Below are 16,965 nucleotides of genomic sequence, written 5' to 3' on the forward strand. Positions count from 1 at the left end.
CTCACCCAAGCCGCTTATACCATTGATCGTTCATGGCGGAATGTGCGTACCAATGATGGGGAGGCACGTCTGCAAAAGCGGTGCGCCAATGACATACTTCCATGGATAGATTGTCACATAGTCTCACCATAGAGGATGGAAGATAAGCCTCTGAGCGGCGCCCTACCTTGACCGAAAAGCAACTACTCAAGGCCTCAAAAATCTTGGGGGAACTACGATGCAATGCCTCCAAAGGTCCAGCCAACACCATAAAATTGTAAGACTCGTGAGAACCCGCAATGCCATCTCGAGTATCTGTATTGTAAAAAAGGTGAATTTTACCTATGTCGTGCAAAAGACCCCCAATGAAAGCCACACATACACTCAAGGGCCCTACATTATAACGCCAGCAAAGCATAGCCGCTGTCACCGCCACCTCATGACTATGCTCCAGTAATCCACAAGAATGATTATGATGGTGACTACGACTCGCTCTGGCGGTAAAAAACTGCCCCATCAACTCATTGTTAAGTAACACTGCTAAGTAAAAACGTCTCAATGCCTCATCATGGATCAGCCCCAAAATCCCCCAGATATCGATAATGATCGACTCACAACCTGCTGGTACGAGTTTAAAATGATGATGCACAACAGCTTTATCAGTGACCTCAGGAATACTCAAAGTTATTTTTACCCGTTGCAAATCATCACAATGATTCCATTGAACCATCACTAGTTGCCCGTCTGGTTCTACACCTTCCATAACATTAGGGGATAGTTCAAGAGTATAACACTCTCTTAAGCAGCTAAATTGCCACAACTCTACCTGTTCTCTGCGCTCAATCAGATGAACCCAGGCCAAGTCATCTGCATTATTTGTTCGGGATCTGATATTCATTTTGACGACTCCCCTTTGGGTCCATTGCCAATCAACCGTTCAAATGCTGCACCGTCTTGCCCCAATAAATTAGGTACATAGCGCGAGTAAACCCTAAATAACATACCAGTATTGGCGTGCCCTAACTGTCGAGCAATCCATTCCGGACTCTCTCCAGCAGCGAGCCAAAGGGTTGCTGCTGTATGTCTTGTCTGATAAGGATTTCGCTTTTCGAGCCCCAAACTTTTCAGCAGTGGATACCAAACGCGTTTGGTGACATTGTGATGACTCAGTGCGTCACCACGCTGGTTACAAAACACGAAGTTGCTCTGAGTCTCAGTTTGCTCACGTTGGGTCTGAAGTGCTTCATATACAGGCTGGTTCATTGCAATAGCTCGGCATGAACCAGGCGTTTTAGTTGGGCCAAGGCTGCCACGAACCAGTGACTGGCGGATGTGGATCAGTCTGTTTGTAAAATCAATATGCTCCCAAGTTAGGCCATCGATTTCCCCAGTTCTCATCCCCGTGAAAAACTTAACGAGGTAGTAAGTACGGAAATCTGTTCTCACATTCTCTACAATTCTGTATACCTCGTTGAGAGAAAATGGCTGGATTTCACTTCTCGGCATAGGTAACGCTTTGATATTTCGCCACGGGCTCTGAAATTCAAAACGTTCAGCAGCCTCATTCAGGATCAATCGCAAATATGTCATGATATGGTTGATGCGAGAGGTTGATAAAATTTTTAAGGTGACCAGATCCGGTTCGCACAGCCTAGTGCGAAAGCCAAGAATGTCAGTCTTACTAATAGTGGCAATCATACTATCCCCCATTGCAGGTAACAGATGACACCTCAAAATACCTTCAACGGTCTCAATTTGACTGGCTCGCCACTCAACTCTCTTTTCAACTAACCAAAGGTTGGCGAAAGTGCCGAACAGCATCCGTCCTCCCGAAGCTTTAAGTTGGCTAACTTTAGCAAGTTGTCTGAAATACTCAGCTTTAGGACTATCAGGGAAATGATGCCCATAATCAAAGCTACCAGCCTTCATTTGCTGTTCGAGTAGCGTTAGCAACCTATTTAGCTTCTGCCGATTAGTTGAATTATCAACAAGACTCGTCTGCTCTCGGCAGCGCACCCCCTTATAGCGAAAATCCAGATAAAGTTTGCCATCACGGCTATTTACTGTTCCCATGGCAACCACCTACTCCATCTGATTAATCAGATCATGGGCAGAGGCTCCAAGCAACATAGACTCCTCAACTCGTTCCCATATGTAGAGTAATTTCCGTCCACCGAATGGCCGAATGTAGTGCACTCCCTCAAACAGTTGTTTATCTTTCAAACACTGACGGATAGTACGAACGTCATAACGGATACGTGTAGATAATTCTTCTGTTGTAAGATAAGTATATGGCATAATCAAACCCTCGCTTTTTTTCTCTTATAAAAACAAAATAACCCACAGGAGAGAATTTAGCACTAAAAACAATCATTGCAAGTCTTTTTTGTCTTCTGCAGGTATTTTTTATTCTTAGAGAGGATTTTATGGTGAAGTGTCACTTTTCCCGGATTTTGGGCGAGAGAAAACAGAAAATTGCTGAAGTATCACGAGATACAGGTATAAACAGAAATACTCTCCACCGGTTGTACAATGAAACAGCAACAAGGGTGGAGCTTGATGTGATTGAGGTACTATGCAAGTACTTAGATGTACAGATCGGTGATCTGTTCGAACTTGAGAAGACTGAAGATAAGCACCATCATTACTAATCTTGGTGTGATTGCTTTATAACTTGAAAAAGTGCTTCATCTTTTTACTGACTATAATCGCCACAGTGTCAACAGATAACGAAGACGCAACTAGACACATATGTTAATCACTCGCATACACTAACTTTTTAATGAGCGTTAAACCATCGCCCCAGTCTATCATCACGTGTGCTCGCAATCGGCCAACGGCTCTGAGGCCATGGATGAGTAAAACGCGCAGTTCTGAGCTTAATGCCACTCGCTTAAGAGCGAGTGGCATTTTTACTTGGATATTTCACCGTTTTCTTTAGCACCACACGCGGGTAGCTGGGTCGTTTCCTCTTCGGGGGTAAAATCAACCTTTTGCCATTTTCCCTCAGTAGTTTTAAGTGCTGTGGGATCGCTCCAGGACTCCCTCTGTCGCTCCAACCAAACTCATCCTGGATTAAAAACAGGGCATTAATGAAACTTATCCTCTGTGGCTCAACTTTATGCTGCACTGCCATGGCAGCCATCTCTAGCCGAACAATATTGTAGGTCGTCAAGATCCCCCATAATTCTTGATACACCCCATCCTTCTTCTTACTACGCAGGACGGGTTTATTTTCCAGTTGATATTGCTTTAGCTCACCATAACCCCTCTCTATCTCCCATCGCTGCCAATACACCTTGAGCAAATCGGCAGACATAAACCCACGGTCAAACAACGTGAGCGAATGCTCGGGAGCTGAGCCAACCAATTGCTGTGCATAGTGAATTTCACTGTGGGTAACAGGCCCGAAAGCCGCATCAGAAAGTAAGTGGCTACGAGTAGACATTAAGGTGACCGCCAGCACAGAGGGAAAAGAAGCCGTGCTTTGTGCAAAGCCAAAGTGATGGTTTTCTTCAGTGTTATGCGTCTTAAAATACGTCCCATCAACACTGAGCAATTTCAATCCCGCTATCTCATCAAATTCGCACTGTGTTTCCCACTGTGCAGCGGTTGTTTTGAACAGATAACGCATGGGCTCTGAACCCAACTTTTCTTTGGCTTTGATGATGCTACTGGTCGCCAGTGGCGGGAGCTCTCCCTTGGCGTCGGGAAACGCCATTGAGAGCGTATCACAGACTTGCTGAATCGAGCGGTTACGCATCAAACCAATGCCTAGAACCAACCAAACAGCTTGCTCTGCAGGGAAACGGCAGGTTCGAAGCGATGCTCTGCCAGTTTGTTGCACAGCCTCAGCCACCCAATCCATGGAAACATGTTTGGCGAATACATCAATATCCTGCGATTGGCAAAATTCAGACATAGAAAATCAGCCGCAACTTAGGTTGCGGCTGATTATGAAGCCCTTGAAAGATCGTTCAGCTACTTAAAACGATCGGCATTAAGTTCTGAGCAGCCATTTCTCGTTATCGACCCTAACGAACTTTTCCTCAGGAACTCGATTGTGATGACACTAAGCCACACCATGCAGATAATTGCCCAAAGCTAGGGATCGACAGCAAGACAATTATAGCGAGGTTGGATTTGACATAGCGCTTCAATGTCGTACTCGATTTGATTAATTCTCTCATTTAAAACACATAAATCTTCATACAAAAATTTTAACAGGTAATGAAGCCTATGAGACAGTTCATGCTCATTGTCTGCTAAAACGCGGCTAAGTGACGCTTGTAGTTGCAATCTGCCGACAGAAAAGATCACACCAAACTCGCTCACTAGGCTTCGAATTTGATTGACCATTGCGGTTCGATTTTGAACTAGGCGACTACGTACACAGCGTAATGCTTTTATGCCTTGTTGCTCAATATTATTAACTGGAACCATGTGGATACTAGGTCTGAAAGCAGCTTCGCATATCCCGAGGGCATTGTTGGCATCATTCTTTTAGTTTGCAACAAATGGCTTAACATGTTAAGCAGGGATCAGTTGCACTTGATAACCAAGTGCTTGAAATTTTCTTCCCCAGTAATGAGCTGTCCCACAGGCCTCCATAGCAATAAGGCTACCTTCGAGGTGTTGTCTAATTTTATCGAGGAGCTGGTTTTTGTTTATCTTTTGTTACTGATGATTGAGTTATCCATAAGACAAAGACAAACTTGAAAAACATTTTTTGCTAAATCGATACCAATAACTTCAATATACATGATGGAAACCTCCTGAACTATTTGTCAGCTTTAAGTTTGGCATAATACTGAAAGCTTAGGTGCCGAGGCGTCCATCACATCACTACAATGCGTAGGGTTACGGTTAGGCAATCAGCGTTGATGAGAGCTTTGCAGGCGAGCATGAGCGTATTGAATCGCTTTGATGGATTTATAAATAATTGTTGATAGGGGATTGATGTTAGTTTGCACTTCCACTGATCACACTTCAAGGTCAAAATTCACGCTACTCTAACGTTTTATCTGAAAATCATCAGGGGATTCTTCAGGGTTACGCCCAAAGACCACTCCAACTTTATTTACAAGGTTCAACTCTCAATGACTCGAAACTAATGTCAAATGAGCAAATAAATACCGTAAGTATGATTAAATCAGAATACGAAAATAGCACACCCAAAGCTAATGATATCATCAACTTTGCCATTTTAAAGGAAGCAAAAAACTTGAATTGAGCAGGGCTTTGCGACCGCATCACCGCCGGCGAGGCTGAAATCTTCACCGGCGGCAAAGAGGCTACTTCTTGGCGCTGGCAGCAGCGTTGTACTGATAATTACCCTCAAACTCGTCGAGAACGATGGTGTTAGGCGGGTTGGAATCAGCGGCGGACGTGAGAGTCATGTCCTGCTCCAACTTACGTGCTCTGAAGTTCCACCCATTCGGTAAAGTCAGGCGCTCACCAAGGGTGGGTAGGTTTTCAATTGTATTCTTGGCGTCGGCCTTCAGGGACAGACTGAACATAGTGTACACGGCGCCCTCGGGGGTGATCAACTCATACACTGTTTCGCCCGCATTGAAGCTAAAGGTATTGCTACGTTTAGAGACCAACACTTTGTAAGAAGGCAGTGTTCCGGAAACGGCTTTACTGAGGTCAGGGGTTTCGAAGATACCTAGCACGCGCAAGGGGATCGTGGCGATCACTCTTTCCTTACAGCTATCCCAAGCCATCCCGGTTATGCCATTCGCCACGAGACGGCGCGGACCATTGAAGAGAATGCCATCGCTCCCGTATTCCTTTTTCAAGGCATCCGCATTCAGAGCTCGGAAGCGGGCGTCCATCACATCGTTAGACGCCTCAAGGTCATTGCCGAGAGAATTGTAGTAGTAGCCGACACCGCTGCCGTTGGCCTGGCGATTCATGAACAGAATTTCGTAAAAGGCCTTGCCGCGCCAGTTATCAATCTTAATTGGGCAGGAATCCTTTAGGCCTACTTGCTGTTCGGCCAAGGCCGGCATCATGCCCCCCATCAGCGCAAGCGCCAGTGCAGTTACTTTCATTGTCGTGGTTGTCTTTATCTTCATGCTTATTTCCTCGTGTTTACCGCCTTGTGAAGGTGGGGTCGTCTTCTCGATTGCGATCATCGCGATTTACCTTGCCAGCTGAGCCTTAGGAAAGTTCCATGCCCCGCTGATAATTTCCTGCTTCGGCTCATACATCCGCACAGTGTAGCTCCATTCGGGAGTAATCGGCAGATTGTTGATGGCGCTGGGGCCACCGCCGAAATTGATCGTAATACTTGCATCCGCATTCTTTTCAGCGGTCACGTTGTTGTAAGAATAGCTATTCTGGTCATTCTTCTCCATATAACCCGCCTTGTTGTAGACCGTAATGGACCAGAAACCGTCGACTGGTACGTCCTTCACAGTTAAACGATAAGGTATCTTACCGTCATTCATTTCCGGGGCAACGTTGTCATACATGGCGGCTTGTTCAGGGTTTCCCCCCCAACCGGAGGCTGTGCCCAAAAGATGGCTGATCGGGTCGAGCTTGGCTTTGTCGCCGAACATACCTCTGGCACTAGTTCGGGTCGCCGCCAGAACGTTGATCGCATCACGGACCTTTTTCAGCGACACCTCATCCCAATCCGGAATTTCGAACGTTCCAACGTTCTTCTGCCGCACGGAGATTTTGTCCTGCATGGCATTGGCAGTCTTGATGTCCTGCGGGTCATTGGCATTGACGAAGGTACGGAAGATAACGAATGCGAAGCGTGTCCCAACTCTTTCGCTGGTCAATGTGAACTCGCCAGCATCATGCTCGACGGGCAGTGTCGAGTGGTCCTGACTGATGACCATCATCGACTGGAAGCGATCACTGGAATCCGGCTTGATGATGGAAACCGGAGCGCGAAGGTCGAACACACCAACCGAGTAGAGCGTATCGAGGTTCATGCGAACGACGTCTTGCTTGTCGATCGGCGTGGGTTGCCGAATGTGCAGGAGCTTGCCGAAAGCGCCCTGCTTAACGTAGCGGGCCAACGTCATGTCGGTTTCCGCACGGACGAAGTTGTCGACCGTGACGAGCTCCACAGCGTAGCCTGCCGAATGAATGAGCAGAACACCCACCACGAGCAAATATTTGAAACTGAACTTCATTTTTCACCTCCTTTAATGCAATAATCATCGAAGAATTGGCGGGTAACGCCACCTGCGGGATAACGAGGCTATAGAAAACGTTCTTAAGAAAACACTTATCCACAGCATGCTCCTTATCATTTCCCTGATAATAAATTAATCATAGCCATTTCGAATAACTTTTTCTTATGCGTATTTTTTGTTTTTTAGACATAGTCTAGACTTCAGATAATAACTCACGCTATCAACCTATAGAACTGTGTTTCATTAACCTGAACTCGGGATAAAAAATGTTTAACTCGGAATTCAGATAATAACTGCGACACTCAATCCATTTTTAGAGGCGTTTAGAAAAACATATCGTTCGGTGAAATTAACCTAACACAGAATTATGAACAGCCTCTGTTTAACAAACCGGCTCTTCTGAGTTCTATAACATTCACTCTCCCTAAAGCGTGACATTTAGAGTATAGTTGCGAAATGCAGCTAGCATAGTCGGCTTTTAGTTCAGGAGGGACACATTTGTACCCACCCTTTACATAGTCCCTAACTATTTCCGCAGCGCCGTCACTTGTTTTGACCCGAAGACACCTCATGAAACTGTTTTATCACCATATATCCAGAACGATACACATTGCCTCGGCTTCCTTTGTCTAACAACTCATGATTGGATTTATCAAAATATTCTTGTTTATGCTTACGTCTAATAAGGTTGAATTCAGTGAACTAGCGTTTACAGTTGTGCCTTGAGTGGCTTTGTTTCCTAATAGTGAAATCCAATGTTAGTCGGGTTTAAATCAAGATAATATTCTGATTACAGATAAACGACTGACGATGAAACAAGGGTTTTAAGCGCCATACTGGCGATCAGGAAGCACTCTGTAGTTATTTGTGCTTTTAGGAAACAAAGCCGCCTTGAGTTGACAATGTGGCAAGACAAATTTGAGTATCTTGAGATACTTGGCTAAGTTGTCGACCCATTTCACGCAATCGCAGCTCTCTCTTATCGATTTTTCCTCTTATGTTTTCTATTGAACTATCTATCAGCCTAATTTTTAAAACATTGTTTTTGTCAAAGCGAGAAAAAAGTTCATTCCTCTCGCTTTGAAATAGTGTTAAATCTTTGTTGTCAAAACTTATTTAACACTAACAATACTTTTTGCTTTCTCCATGCCCCCTAAATTAAGCGCCGAAGATGCAGATGCTTTTTCAAGGTTTGGATGATTTGCTCAACTAATCTGGTAAGGTTTAAGGAATAGGTTCATAAAGGCATAATACCCATATATAAAAAATAAATAGTATTTTTCTCAATTTCCATTTGTTTGTCACCAGAGTATTCCTGAAATTTTCTGCCAATCTATATCTACCAGTAAATATAAAAATATCAGTAGCTTTTAAGAAGACAGCCTGAGCGGATATCTTGAAAAACCATGAATGGCGACATAGAGAAAAGAATCTCAATGTGAGAATTCAAGCTAATCATATTTTCCTATATACCCAAGTTCCTCCGGGTCCAGCATTCGCAATCTGCTCAAGGGGAAATATAAGGTCAAAATTGCCCTAGTGGGCGATGATGAACATTAGGACAATATCGCCTCTTGGGAATGTTATGAATTATAGCTTTACCAAGGTAAAGGGATTTACGCGCAAACCAAAAGTCCCATTGTAGCACAAATGTCTAGCGAATCCCCAGATAAATTCGATGGGATTCAAATAAGTAGACACGCATGATGCTGTTTGATCTAATCAATTTCGCCAAAAACCTACTAGATTCAACATCATGCGTGATATCGACATATTACACGATTTACTCAAAAAACAATGCCCTCAAATACACCAAAAACGCCTTAATTCTCTGATGGTTGCTACTGAGTCTTTACTCGATGGCAATCAACTCTCGTTAACCCAGTTAGGACGGAACATAACGGGTAACGTTGCACCAAAACACAATATTAAGCGCATTGACCGACTGCTCGGAAATCTACATGTTGTCAAAGATAAGTTCGCTATTTATCAATGGCATGCACAGTATCTCTGCGGCTCAAATCCGATGCCCATTATTCTTGTGGATTGGTCTGATGTGCGCGAACAACTGCGAATGATGACCTTACGCGCATCAATCAGTGTTAAAGGTCGCTCCATTACTTTGTACGAACGCACTTTTCTATTTGAAGATTACAATGCCCCGCGCAGTCATAACGCTTTCTTAGCTGAGCTTGCTAACGTATTGCCGCCAGGATGCTGCCCGCTCATCGTCACCGATGCAGGTTATCGCAATACTTGGTTTAGGGAAGTCGAGCGCCATGGCTGGTTTTGGCTAGGGAGAGTTCGCGGTGATGTCAGTTTTATGCTCAACGGCCAAACATCGTGGCAGTCAAATAAATCCCTCTACCCTAAAGCGAATTCAACCGCGAAATACATAGGTAGCGTCAAGTTAGCGCGCAAGTCTCCGCTACAATGTTACCTGCACTTGTTTAAAGCTAAACCTAAGCTGCGTAAGGATAAACGCTTTTCTAAAGCTGGGCGAAATCACACCGCACAAAAGAGTTACAGCTTAGGGAGTAAAGAGCCTTGGCTACTTGCAACAAATCTACCTCCGGACTACTTTGGCCCTTCAAAGGTCGTCGATTTATATGCTAAACGAATGCAAATTGAAGAAACCTTCCGCGATTTAAAAAGTCCGCAATATGGCATGGGCCTTAGACAAAGCCGCAGCCGTTGTCCAAAGCGATATGATGTATTGCTGCTCATCTCTATGCTGGCTGAAATCGTGTTGTGGTGTATTGGGTTAGCGGCACAACACCTTGGATGGCAAAGATATTTTCAAGCCAATACAGTGAGAAAGCGTGCAGTGCTATCAATTGTTAGACTTGGAAAGGAAGTACGCAAAAGAGACAAATATCCGGTAAAGGAGACAATTTTTCGCTGGGCATTAATCGAATATATAAACTTAGTTCATGACGCTGGAAGACCCCAATTATGAGGGGATCACCCAGCACAAATGTATATCGCCGAATCGCAGGAACAGATTACCGCCAAATTTAGCACCAAAACCTATGCTAAACTTTGGCTTATTCAAATTGCTTCACTAATTTAGACATCCGTCCTGCCTGTCTATGGAGATGATTTATCTCCTCGAAACATTTGAGCGCACTGTCATTAATATTTTCGGCGGTGTCGGCAATCACATGGGCAGATTCGTTAATATGGTCGACCACACTGGCTTGCTCTTCCGTTGCGGCGGCCACTTGATGATTGCCCCGATTAATATCGTCAAACTTGTCTTTCACTAATTTTAATGACTCTGTTGCGGCTATCGCATCATGGGCCAATGAAGTGCTTTGCTTGGCCGCTTCGGCGATATTTTGCCGTGTAAAGCCAACCGCGTGCTGCAACTGCTCAATTTGCCCACGGATTTCTAATGTCGAGGATTGAGTTCGACTGGCCAATGTTCTCACTTCGTCCGCCACAACGGCAAAACCGCGGCCCATTTCGCCAGCTCGGGCGGCTTCGATTGCTGCATTTAATGCTAAAAGATTGGTTTGCTCAGAAATGCTGCTAATCACTTCGACCACTGAATTAATGGTTTCTGCCTGCACCGCTAAGTCCTGCACTTTCGTTTGGGTCTCATTCATCGAGGTAGATAATGACTCCATAGTGCCCGCCAGATTGATCATCACATCACTGGTGGAGTAAACATCTTTCAAGACGGATTCGGTATCAGTGGCAATACGATGGGCAACCGATGACACCTCGGCGATCGTTTGTCCCATTTCATTGATCGCTGTGGCGACCTGCTCGGTTTGGGCACGTTGGGACCTAGCGTGCTCGACCGTTTGCTGGGAGAAACTGCTCAGTAAACCCACACTCTGATTAATGGCCTGCTCACCATGTTTAATCTCCTGAACTAAGGTGCCAATTTTCCCCATAATGGCATTAAATCCTTTGGCTAATTGGCCCACTTCATTGTTATAACTATCATCTAGGCGGCGACTTAAATTCCCGCCTTCTTTGGACATAGCTAATAGACTGTCGCTTACTGCCAAAATATTTTTACTAACATTACCCGCTAGTAAGAAAGATAAACCGATAAATAACAAGGCAATCACTATGCTAATCCCCACGGATAGGCTAATGACATCATTAATTTGGCTACTGATCTCCGCTTTGGGCATCACCCCGACTAGGGTCCAATTCATTGCATTTAGTGTCGCAATGCCCAGATAAATTACTTCTCCCTGAAACTCAGTCGATGCAATTTGCTGTCTGCCCTGGCGTGTGTCCAGCATTGCCTTTATGGGCCGGTAATCAGCCATCGTTGCTATGCTTTGGTCGAGTAAGGACTTGTTCTTATGGGCGGCAAACTTACCTTGGGCATCAAGCATAAACATATAACCCGATTGCCCCATATTCGCCTGATTCACTATGTCAGAAATCTTAGTCGCATCGACCCCAACGCCTGCAACAGCCATAATACTGCCGCTGGGATCCCGCACCGAGACATTAATAAAGACAGTTAATTTACCTAGGCTTTCATCGGTGTCCAATGAAGGTTCACGGGCGGGGTTACGACTCAAATAATCGTAGAACCAACGGTCACGCTCATTCTGGCGCGAAAGGGTTTTGAGTATACCCTCACTGGTGTAGTAGCGACCCGTTGGGACCGAAATCCAAAATGCGGCTATAACGCCCTCTTGACTCATAAAACTTTTCAAATAATTGATAATATCACCACGGGTCGCCTCATTTTCACCCTGACTTTGCCATTGACGCATAAAAGTGTTGTGAGCCAAGTCCTCCGATATAGTCAAATATTTAGTTAATTCGGTATTAATTTCCGCGGTCGCCTTACCTAATTGCGCGGGTAATAAGCTGGTTTCGGTCGAGAGATAAAACATGTTGGAAAACTGGCTGATATAAATCAGTGTTGAAAACAACATCGACAAAAAGAGCGCACTTGCCATACCGACTGCGACCACAGCCTTTATAGTTAACTTATTAAAATTAAACATTTTCACTCCAATTAGATTTTAGTTATGAGTACATCAGAGTTAATTAATTATTTTTATTGCCATATCAAAAACTTAAAACCGCTATCAAAATTTACTAATCCATGTTGCAACAGGTGGCTACCCCATCGGAGCAAAGCACTGACAACCGTTGCGAAAAAGTCTGGCATAAGCCCATTTCCTTAGTGTCCGTTCTAGCCATAAAGCGCGTTCAGTCACGACCTAGTACATCTGATGCTGTCGACGAAATGCCTCTATGATGGCGTTATCCTCACCCGCTGCCCGCATCGAGCTAATTCCCTGATTTAGACTCTCTATGAGCTTAGGATCCCGACAGGAAATTCGCAGTTCGATAGCTGGAAAAATGGGAAAAATGGTCAATTGAGGCGACTTATTCAAGGATTTTTTGGCGATTTCATTCCAATACCAAGAGAGGATCCCTTCTTCAATCACTATAGCGTCAACCCGACCATGTACTAGCATATTGACTTGATTGAGTTGATTAGGCACTTCGATATAGCGGGGATTGTCTTGGGCGAAATGTAAAAAGTCGGACCCTAAAAATTGCTTTGCATCTTGGAATCCGGTCACTCTGAGCCCATTAAGATCGGCCACCGCGTTAATATTAAGATCTGAATCGGCACGAACGGCGACCACATTGTGAAAACTGTGGTACGGCAGGCTGTAATACATTCCATTTAACCCGCTCTGGGCATTGATAAAACAATCAACCTCAGCCTGTGATAATAACCGCAGCGATCGAAAATTGGGTGCTAGCACTAATCGATCTAACCTAAGCCCCGCACGATACAGAATATTTTGCACCAATTCATATTGGAGCCCATGGTGCTCATCAAGGAAATAAGGCGCGATAGTGTCACTGGCAGACATGCTCACAATCGGCAGTTTATCCGCAGCAAAAGCCAAGTTACTCAGTAGCATTAGCGAAATATAACGCCATAAACGGAGTTCACAAAAAGACATATCGCAATTCATTTAACTCATCCTTTTATTTATTAATAAGTTACATGATGAAAACTTGATTCAACAAAATCCCACAATAAACAATACCACTGAGGTTAAGCTTCTACCTTAGTCGTGTTTGATCACCTTAGCACCTCCAAGCACAGACTGATCTAAATGTATTTGACCTTGATGTTTCGCCCCCACTCGCCACACTATCGATAGTCGCAATTTATGCTATTTGAGCACTAATTGCGCTTGTATCTCCTCAGTGCCCCAACCCGGCCCATCGTCCTCAACATCGATACTCACACCTTTATTATCGCGATAACAACTGATGCTAACCGTCAATACGGCGTAACGTAGTGAATTGGCCAAGAGACTATTCGCCAAACGCTTCATTAAATTAGGGGAACAGCTAAACTCAATCATCTCGGTAATATTGAGCTTAATAGCAATATCATTATCACTTGGCACTAGAGCAATTTGGTCACGAATAAACTTGCTTAATTCTAAGGTGCATTTCTCATTGCCTACCTCACAATACTAATTCTCGGGCAAGGATAAATAGTCATAGATATTATCTTCGGTATCGCTAATGTTATTGAGCTTTTCTCGGGTAGTCATTATATTGCCGGCAGTCATCAGATGGCTTAAGAATTTAATGCGTACCTGTAGGGTTTTAATATCGTGGCAGACAGTTTCAGCCACATCGGCCTGAAATTGATTTAATTGATCAATGTTCTTCATATTTCGTAGCGATTGTTCCAGGGGTGCCAAATAGGATTTATGGCTCAGAGAAAATGCGAGAAACTTACCAAATTTAATTTCAGAGATCGCCGAGCGACGTAAAGTTTCAATATCACGGAATAAATTACGGTTCAGTAAAAATAACAATAAATAAAATACATAGGCGAGATATAAGCCCTGGGTGAATCTGTCCGGCGGCTGCAATTTATTGATACAGAGGATCTTCCCACCATAGGCGCTACGACAAAGTAAATTCAAGATAAACGCCCATCTCACCATATTTTCATCACTCCGATAAACCCAATATCTTGGGTATTACTATCAATCAAGTAACTTTACTGATATTCATCAGCTAACCATTCCCGTCTCCAACTACCAATCGAAAGAAAATTGGATCTGATCTCCCTACTGAGTCTAATTTTAACGAGAGTGACCACTCAGTACTGGCGAATTAGTTAACACACCATCCGTGTCCTCTTCACTTAAACCCAAATAGTAGTTACTATATTCAAAGTAGTCATTACTATATTGTTTGTCAAATCTGCGTACACCGATTATTGCAGAGACGTCGACACTCTGTATTTGGGTGAGATAACGTAAGTTGTTGGCCCATTCACTACCTCCATGCACGTTACTAATATCCGTATGAAAAGTCGTCTTAAATTGCCAGTTGCCCGCGCGAAAGAACATAGGCGTGCCACCAAGGTTACTGATATTACGCTTTGTCTCGGGTGTAACATATCGTCCACCTCCGCTCCCCAAGGCAAAGCGAGAGTGTACTGGTCAACCCAAATTGGACAATTTTAGTTAAGAACTTTCAAACTCTACAGATGACAGGTCATCATTAGCACAATGAAGTCGCTCCAAGTTGTAATATTTCATGTCAGCCATCACATCTTGCCTCATAAACTCACTTGTTGGTTAATTAACTTTAAAAATCCAATCGTGTTTTAAGCTACCAAAGGAACGCTCAACAACAGCATTATCCCAACACGCGCCAACATAACCCATGCTGGCTCGGATACCCTAAATCGAGAGCTACCTACCGAATTGCTTACTAGTATATTGTGAGCCTCGGTCACAGTGAAATACCAACCCTCGGGCCGGTTGGCGCAGGTTGTAGGCTTTTATTAATGCCTTGGATATCAAATCTGTGGTCATGCGTCTTTAAATAGGTCACGTCACCCGCCCAAACCTGATTAGCCGATACTGGATTAAAGTTCATGTTTAACAGGTTATCAGCCACTGCACCTGAGTGTTTTCGCTGTGTCGTCACCTTGTAAACACATCGCTGGCTTGCTTTGAGTCGAAGGCGGTACATATTTTACGAACTTAACATTGGTCGAAAGCAATTACTCGTATTATTAGGATTTTAGAAGACGAAATTCAAGAGTTTGAAAATGAAATCGATACCATCAAATCGACTTCTAGCCGCAGGGAAAACAAAGATGCTAGCGTTAGGTGCAGCAATGAGAAAGCTAATTCAAATTTGTTTTGGGGTGATAAAGAACCAAACAAGATATCAGTCCGCATTAGCTTTAAATTAAGTTTGTAATCGGTTCAGAGAGATGGTACCTACATTGACTTGTCAGTGAACCTGATTTCTTAGCCATATTCTGTTCCGCATCATTAATATAAAAATAAAACATCGTACAATAGTCAGACACTTAGTTTTAGTTGAATTAAAGCAGCTATTAATGATATGTAAATACAATGGTTCCATTGCAACGTTGGCGCAGCATTAAATTTTCTATTGGGAATATCAAGACTAACTCGATGAATAGATCAAGATTAGCCTAACAAAACGTTCGGTTTCTTAAAAGTATACCCCAAGTAAACCAGCCATATCACATTGCCAATTGGTTCGCTATATATTGATTTTGGATCCTACTCACACTAGGGTCTGTTGATCTTTCGAGAGTGATTTTTAGACAGCATGGCAAGACGTTATAATTTGCTTCGCCAAAAGTAACCATAACCTCAAGCCATGCAAGAACTTATGCTAACCGATGCACGCTGGGTAAAGCTATTTCATTTAATGAAGAGCACTGGCCGTGTTTATAACAAACCGGGAACATAGACAAACATTCGAAGGTATTCTTTACCACCTTAGAACTGGTATCCCGTGGCGATATTTACCTAAAGAGTTGGGTCATTGGAGTACGGTCTTTAGGTGGTTTCATTTATGGTCTAAGAAAGGCATTCTGGCTTTTTTTATTCAAAGCCTTAACCTTGCTGATATGGAAAGGGTCTTTATTGATGGCTCGATAGTGCGGGCTTACCAGCACAGTGCGGGTGCAGCGACGCTAAGTAATGAAAGTATTGGTAAAAGTCGAGGCGGTAATTTAACCAAAATTCACTTAGCCGTCGACAGTGGAGGGTTGCCGATTTATTCCGAATTATCTAGAAGGCCAGAAACACGATATCACACGCATGCTCGCAACCTAATTGAGTACTTGAAACAGGTTGATATCGTGATTGCAGATAAAGGTTATGACAGTGATACTTTTCGTCAATTTATAGCAGCCAAAGGCGGGACATCAGTTATCCCAAAGCGTCACTATAAAAATACGCCTCAGGAGAAGGTTGACTGGTGTTTATATCGATATCGACATTTAGTGGAGAATGCTTTTGGAAGAATTAAACACTATCGAGCGATATCAAAAAGATATGACAAGCTAGCAAGACATTACGCCAGTATGGTGTCACTAGTGTTTACGTTAATGTGGCTGCCGATGTATTGCACAGCAAAGATCAACATACCCTAGTATCATACCCCCCCCTAAAAACACCAAATGAGGCAAAATGTTTATTCGGGCCTACCTGCGCGCATCAACAGATGAACAAGGGGTCAACTTGGATATCGACAATTATTGTACGGTAGGGATTCTGATGTAACTTCTCTCATTTTGGTGTAGCCCAATGACATAAGGCGTTCCAGCATGTAATCATATTAATGCGTTAACTTGAATGCGACAGCTTAAAAACGATAAGCTGCGGAGATAATCAATAGGTTAGCTCTATGAGCTAAACAAATTTTACTCTTAACGTACAATAATTTTCGATATCCAAACTGCCCCCTAGAGTGATTCACTGGCTAGATTTTCTAGCTGAACGACCATGAACAAATT

At 43.6% G+C, this 16,965-nt stretch carries 13 protein-coding genes and 3 pseudogenes; 4 read left to right on the top strand and 12 right to left on the bottom strand.

The genetic code is table 11. The features are described from left to right. Position 1: 1 nt before the first annotated feature. Genes AC5YB3_RS00980 through AC5YB3_RS00990 form a run of 3 tightly spaced genes read right to left on the bottom strand, consistent with a single transcriptional unit; the run spans position 2 to position 2,277 of the window. Positions 2 to 877 (bottom strand): HD domain-containing protein, encoded by an 876-nt coding sequence (locus tag AC5YB3_RS00980; RefSeq protein ID WP_494526339.1) that lies wholly within the window; start codon positions 875 to 877, stop codon positions 2 to 4. Beyond that, a complete protein-coding gene (locus AC5YB3_RS00985; protein WP_494526340.1) occupies positions 874 to 2,052 on the bottom strand; it encodes a tyrosine-type recombinase/integrase in 1,179 nt (392 codons plus the stop codon). The genes AC5YB3_RS00980 and AC5YB3_RS00985 overlap by 4 nt, the downstream gene beginning before the upstream one ends. A gap of 9 nt (positions 2,053 to 2,061) precedes the next feature. Then, positions 2,062 to 2,277, bottom strand: coding sequence for a hypothetical protein (locus AC5YB3_RS00990; RefSeq protein WP_494526341.1), 216 nt, complete (start codon positions 2,275 to 2,277; stop codon positions 2,062 to 2,064). Positions 2,278 to 2,405: 128 nt separating this feature from the next. Here AC5YB3_RS00990 and AC5YB3_RS00995 point away from each other — a divergent pair, with 128 nt between their 5' ends. Beyond that, a complete protein-coding gene (locus tag AC5YB3_RS00995) occupies positions 2,406 to 2,630 on the top strand; it encodes a helix-turn-helix domain-containing protein (protein WP_494526342.1) in 225 nt (74 codons plus the stop codon). A 242-nt stretch (positions 2,631 to 2,872) separates the two neighbouring features. Here the strand turns inward: AC5YB3_RS00995 and AC5YB3_RS01000 are convergent, their stop codons facing one another. The 4 genes and pseudogenes from AC5YB3_RS01000 to AC5YB3_RS01015 all read right to left on the bottom strand — a co-directional run bounded on the left by AC5YB3_RS01000 (position 2,873) and on the right by AC5YB3_RS01015 (position 7,133). Then, positions 2,873 to 3,901 carry an IS4 family transposase gene (locus AC5YB3_RS01000; protein ID WP_494526343.1) on the bottom strand — a complete coding sequence of 343 codons (1,029 nt, stop codon included), beginning with the start codon at positions 3,899 to 3,901 and terminating at the stop codon, positions 2,873 to 2,875. Between the two features lie 80 nt (positions 3,902 to 3,981). Next, positions 3,982 to 4,742, bottom strand: a pseudogene (locus AC5YB3_RS01005) (IS110 family RNA-guided transposase); the annotation flags it as partial. 531 nt (positions 4,743 to 5,273) lie between these two features. Beyond that, positions 5,274 to 6,059, bottom strand: coding sequence for a hypothetical protein (locus tag AC5YB3_RS01010; protein ID WP_494526344.1), 786 nt, complete (start codon positions 6,057 to 6,059; stop codon positions 5,274 to 5,276). A gap of 66 nt (positions 6,060 to 6,125) precedes the next feature. Further along, positions 6,126 to 7,133, bottom strand: a complete 1,008-nt coding sequence (locus tag AC5YB3_RS01015; RefSeq protein ID WP_494526345.1) for a DUF1214 domain-containing protein — start codon at positions 7,131 to 7,133, stop codon at positions 6,126 to 6,128. 1,759 nt (positions 7,134 to 8,892) lie between these two features. Between AC5YB3_RS01015 and AC5YB3_RS01020 the strand changes: the two genes are divergently transcribed. After that, entirely contained in the window at positions 8,893 to 10,095 is a 1,203-nt protein-coding gene (locus tag AC5YB3_RS01020; protein ID WP_494526346.1) for an IS4-like element ISShes5 family transposase, read from the top strand. Positions 10,096 to 10,183: 88 nt separating this feature from the next. Here AC5YB3_RS01020 and AC5YB3_RS01025 read toward each other — a convergent pair whose 3' ends face one another. The 5 genes and pseudogenes from AC5YB3_RS01025 to AC5YB3_RS01045 all read right to left on the bottom strand — a co-directional run. Further along, positions 10,184 to 12,124, bottom strand: coding sequence for a methyl-accepting chemotaxis protein (locus AC5YB3_RS01025; protein ID WP_494526347.1), 1,941 nt, complete (start codon positions 12,122 to 12,124; stop codon positions 10,184 to 10,186). Positions 12,125 to 12,343: 219 nt separating this feature from the next. Further along, positions 12,344 to 13,117, bottom strand: coding sequence for a substrate-binding periplasmic protein (locus AC5YB3_RS01030; RefSeq protein ID WP_494526348.1), 774 nt, complete (start codon positions 13,115 to 13,117; stop codon positions 12,344 to 12,346). Between the two features lie 204 nt (positions 13,118 to 13,321). Next, positions 13,322 to 13,561 (bottom strand): ATP-binding protein, encoded by a 240-nt coding sequence (locus tag AC5YB3_RS01035; RefSeq protein WP_494526349.1) that lies wholly within the window; start codon positions 13,559 to 13,561, stop codon positions 13,322 to 13,324. A gap of 69 nt (positions 13,562 to 13,630) precedes the next feature. Then, on the bottom strand, positions 13,631 to 14,092 hold the full coding sequence (locus AC5YB3_RS01040; RefSeq protein WP_494526350.1) for a hypothetical protein: 462 nt from the start codon (positions 14,090 to 14,092) through the stop codon (positions 13,631 to 13,633). 549 nt (positions 14,093 to 14,641) lie between these two features. Further along, positions 14,642 to 15,155: pseudogene (locus tag AC5YB3_RS01045) on the bottom strand (integrase core domain-containing protein); the annotation flags it as partial. Between the two features lie 100 nt (positions 15,156 to 15,255). Here AC5YB3_RS01045 and AC5YB3_RS01050 point away from each other — a divergent pair. Further along, positions 15,256 to 15,381, top strand: a pseudogene (locus AC5YB3_RS01050) (IS110 family RNA-guided transposase); the annotation flags it as partial. 440 nt (positions 15,382 to 15,821) lie between these two features. Beyond that, positions 15,822 to 16,602 (top strand): IS5 family transposase gene (locus AC5YB3_RS01055; protein WP_494526351.1). Its coding sequence is split into 2 segments (ribosomal slippage): positions 15,822 to 15,905 and positions 15,907 to 16,602, totalling 780 coding nucleotides; the frame shifts between segments, so codons are not numbered across the junction. Positions 16,603 to 16,965 lie beyond the last annotated feature (363 nt).

The organism is Shewanella sp. 1311 (assembly GCF_059338235.1).

Excerpts from the sequence above, each read along its gene's own strand:
- AC5YB3_RS00980 (WP_494526339.1), bottom strand. The coding sequence starts at position 877 with ATGAATATCAGATCCCGAACAAATAATGCAGATGACTTGGCCTGGGTT.
- AC5YB3_RS00985 (WP_494526340.1), bottom strand. The coding sequence starts at position 2,052 with ATGGGAACAGTAAATAGCCGTGATGGCAAACTTTATCTGGATTTTCGC.
- AC5YB3_RS00990 (WP_494526341.1), bottom strand. The coding sequence starts at position 2,277 with ATGCCATATACTTATCTTACAACAGAAGAATTATCTACACGTATCCGT.
- AC5YB3_RS00995 (WP_494526342.1), top strand. The coding sequence starts at position 2,406 with ATGGTGAAGTGTCACTTTTCCCGGATTTTGGGCGAGAGAAAACAGAAA.
- AC5YB3_RS01000 (WP_494526343.1), bottom strand. The coding sequence starts at position 3,901 with ATGTCTGAATTTTGCCAATCGCAGGATATTGATGTATTCGCCAAACAT.
- AC5YB3_RS01010 (WP_494526344.1), bottom strand. The coding sequence starts at position 6,059 with ATGAAGATAAAGACAACCACGACAATGAAAGTAACTGCACTGGCGCTT.
- AC5YB3_RS01015 (WP_494526345.1), bottom strand. The coding sequence starts at position 7,133 with ATGAAGTTCAGTTTCAAATATTTGCTCGTGGTGGGTGTTCTGCTCATT.
- AC5YB3_RS01020 (WP_494526346.1), top strand. The coding sequence starts at position 8,893 with ATGCGTGATATCGACATATTACACGATTTACTCAAAAAACAATGCCCT.
- AC5YB3_RS01025 (WP_494526347.1), bottom strand. The coding sequence starts at position 12,124 with ATGTTTAATTTTAATAAGTTAACTATAAAGGCTGTGGTCGCAGTCGGT.
- AC5YB3_RS01030 (WP_494526348.1), bottom strand. The coding sequence starts at position 13,117 with ATGAATTGCGATATGTCTTTTTGTGAACTCCGTTTATGGCGTTATATT.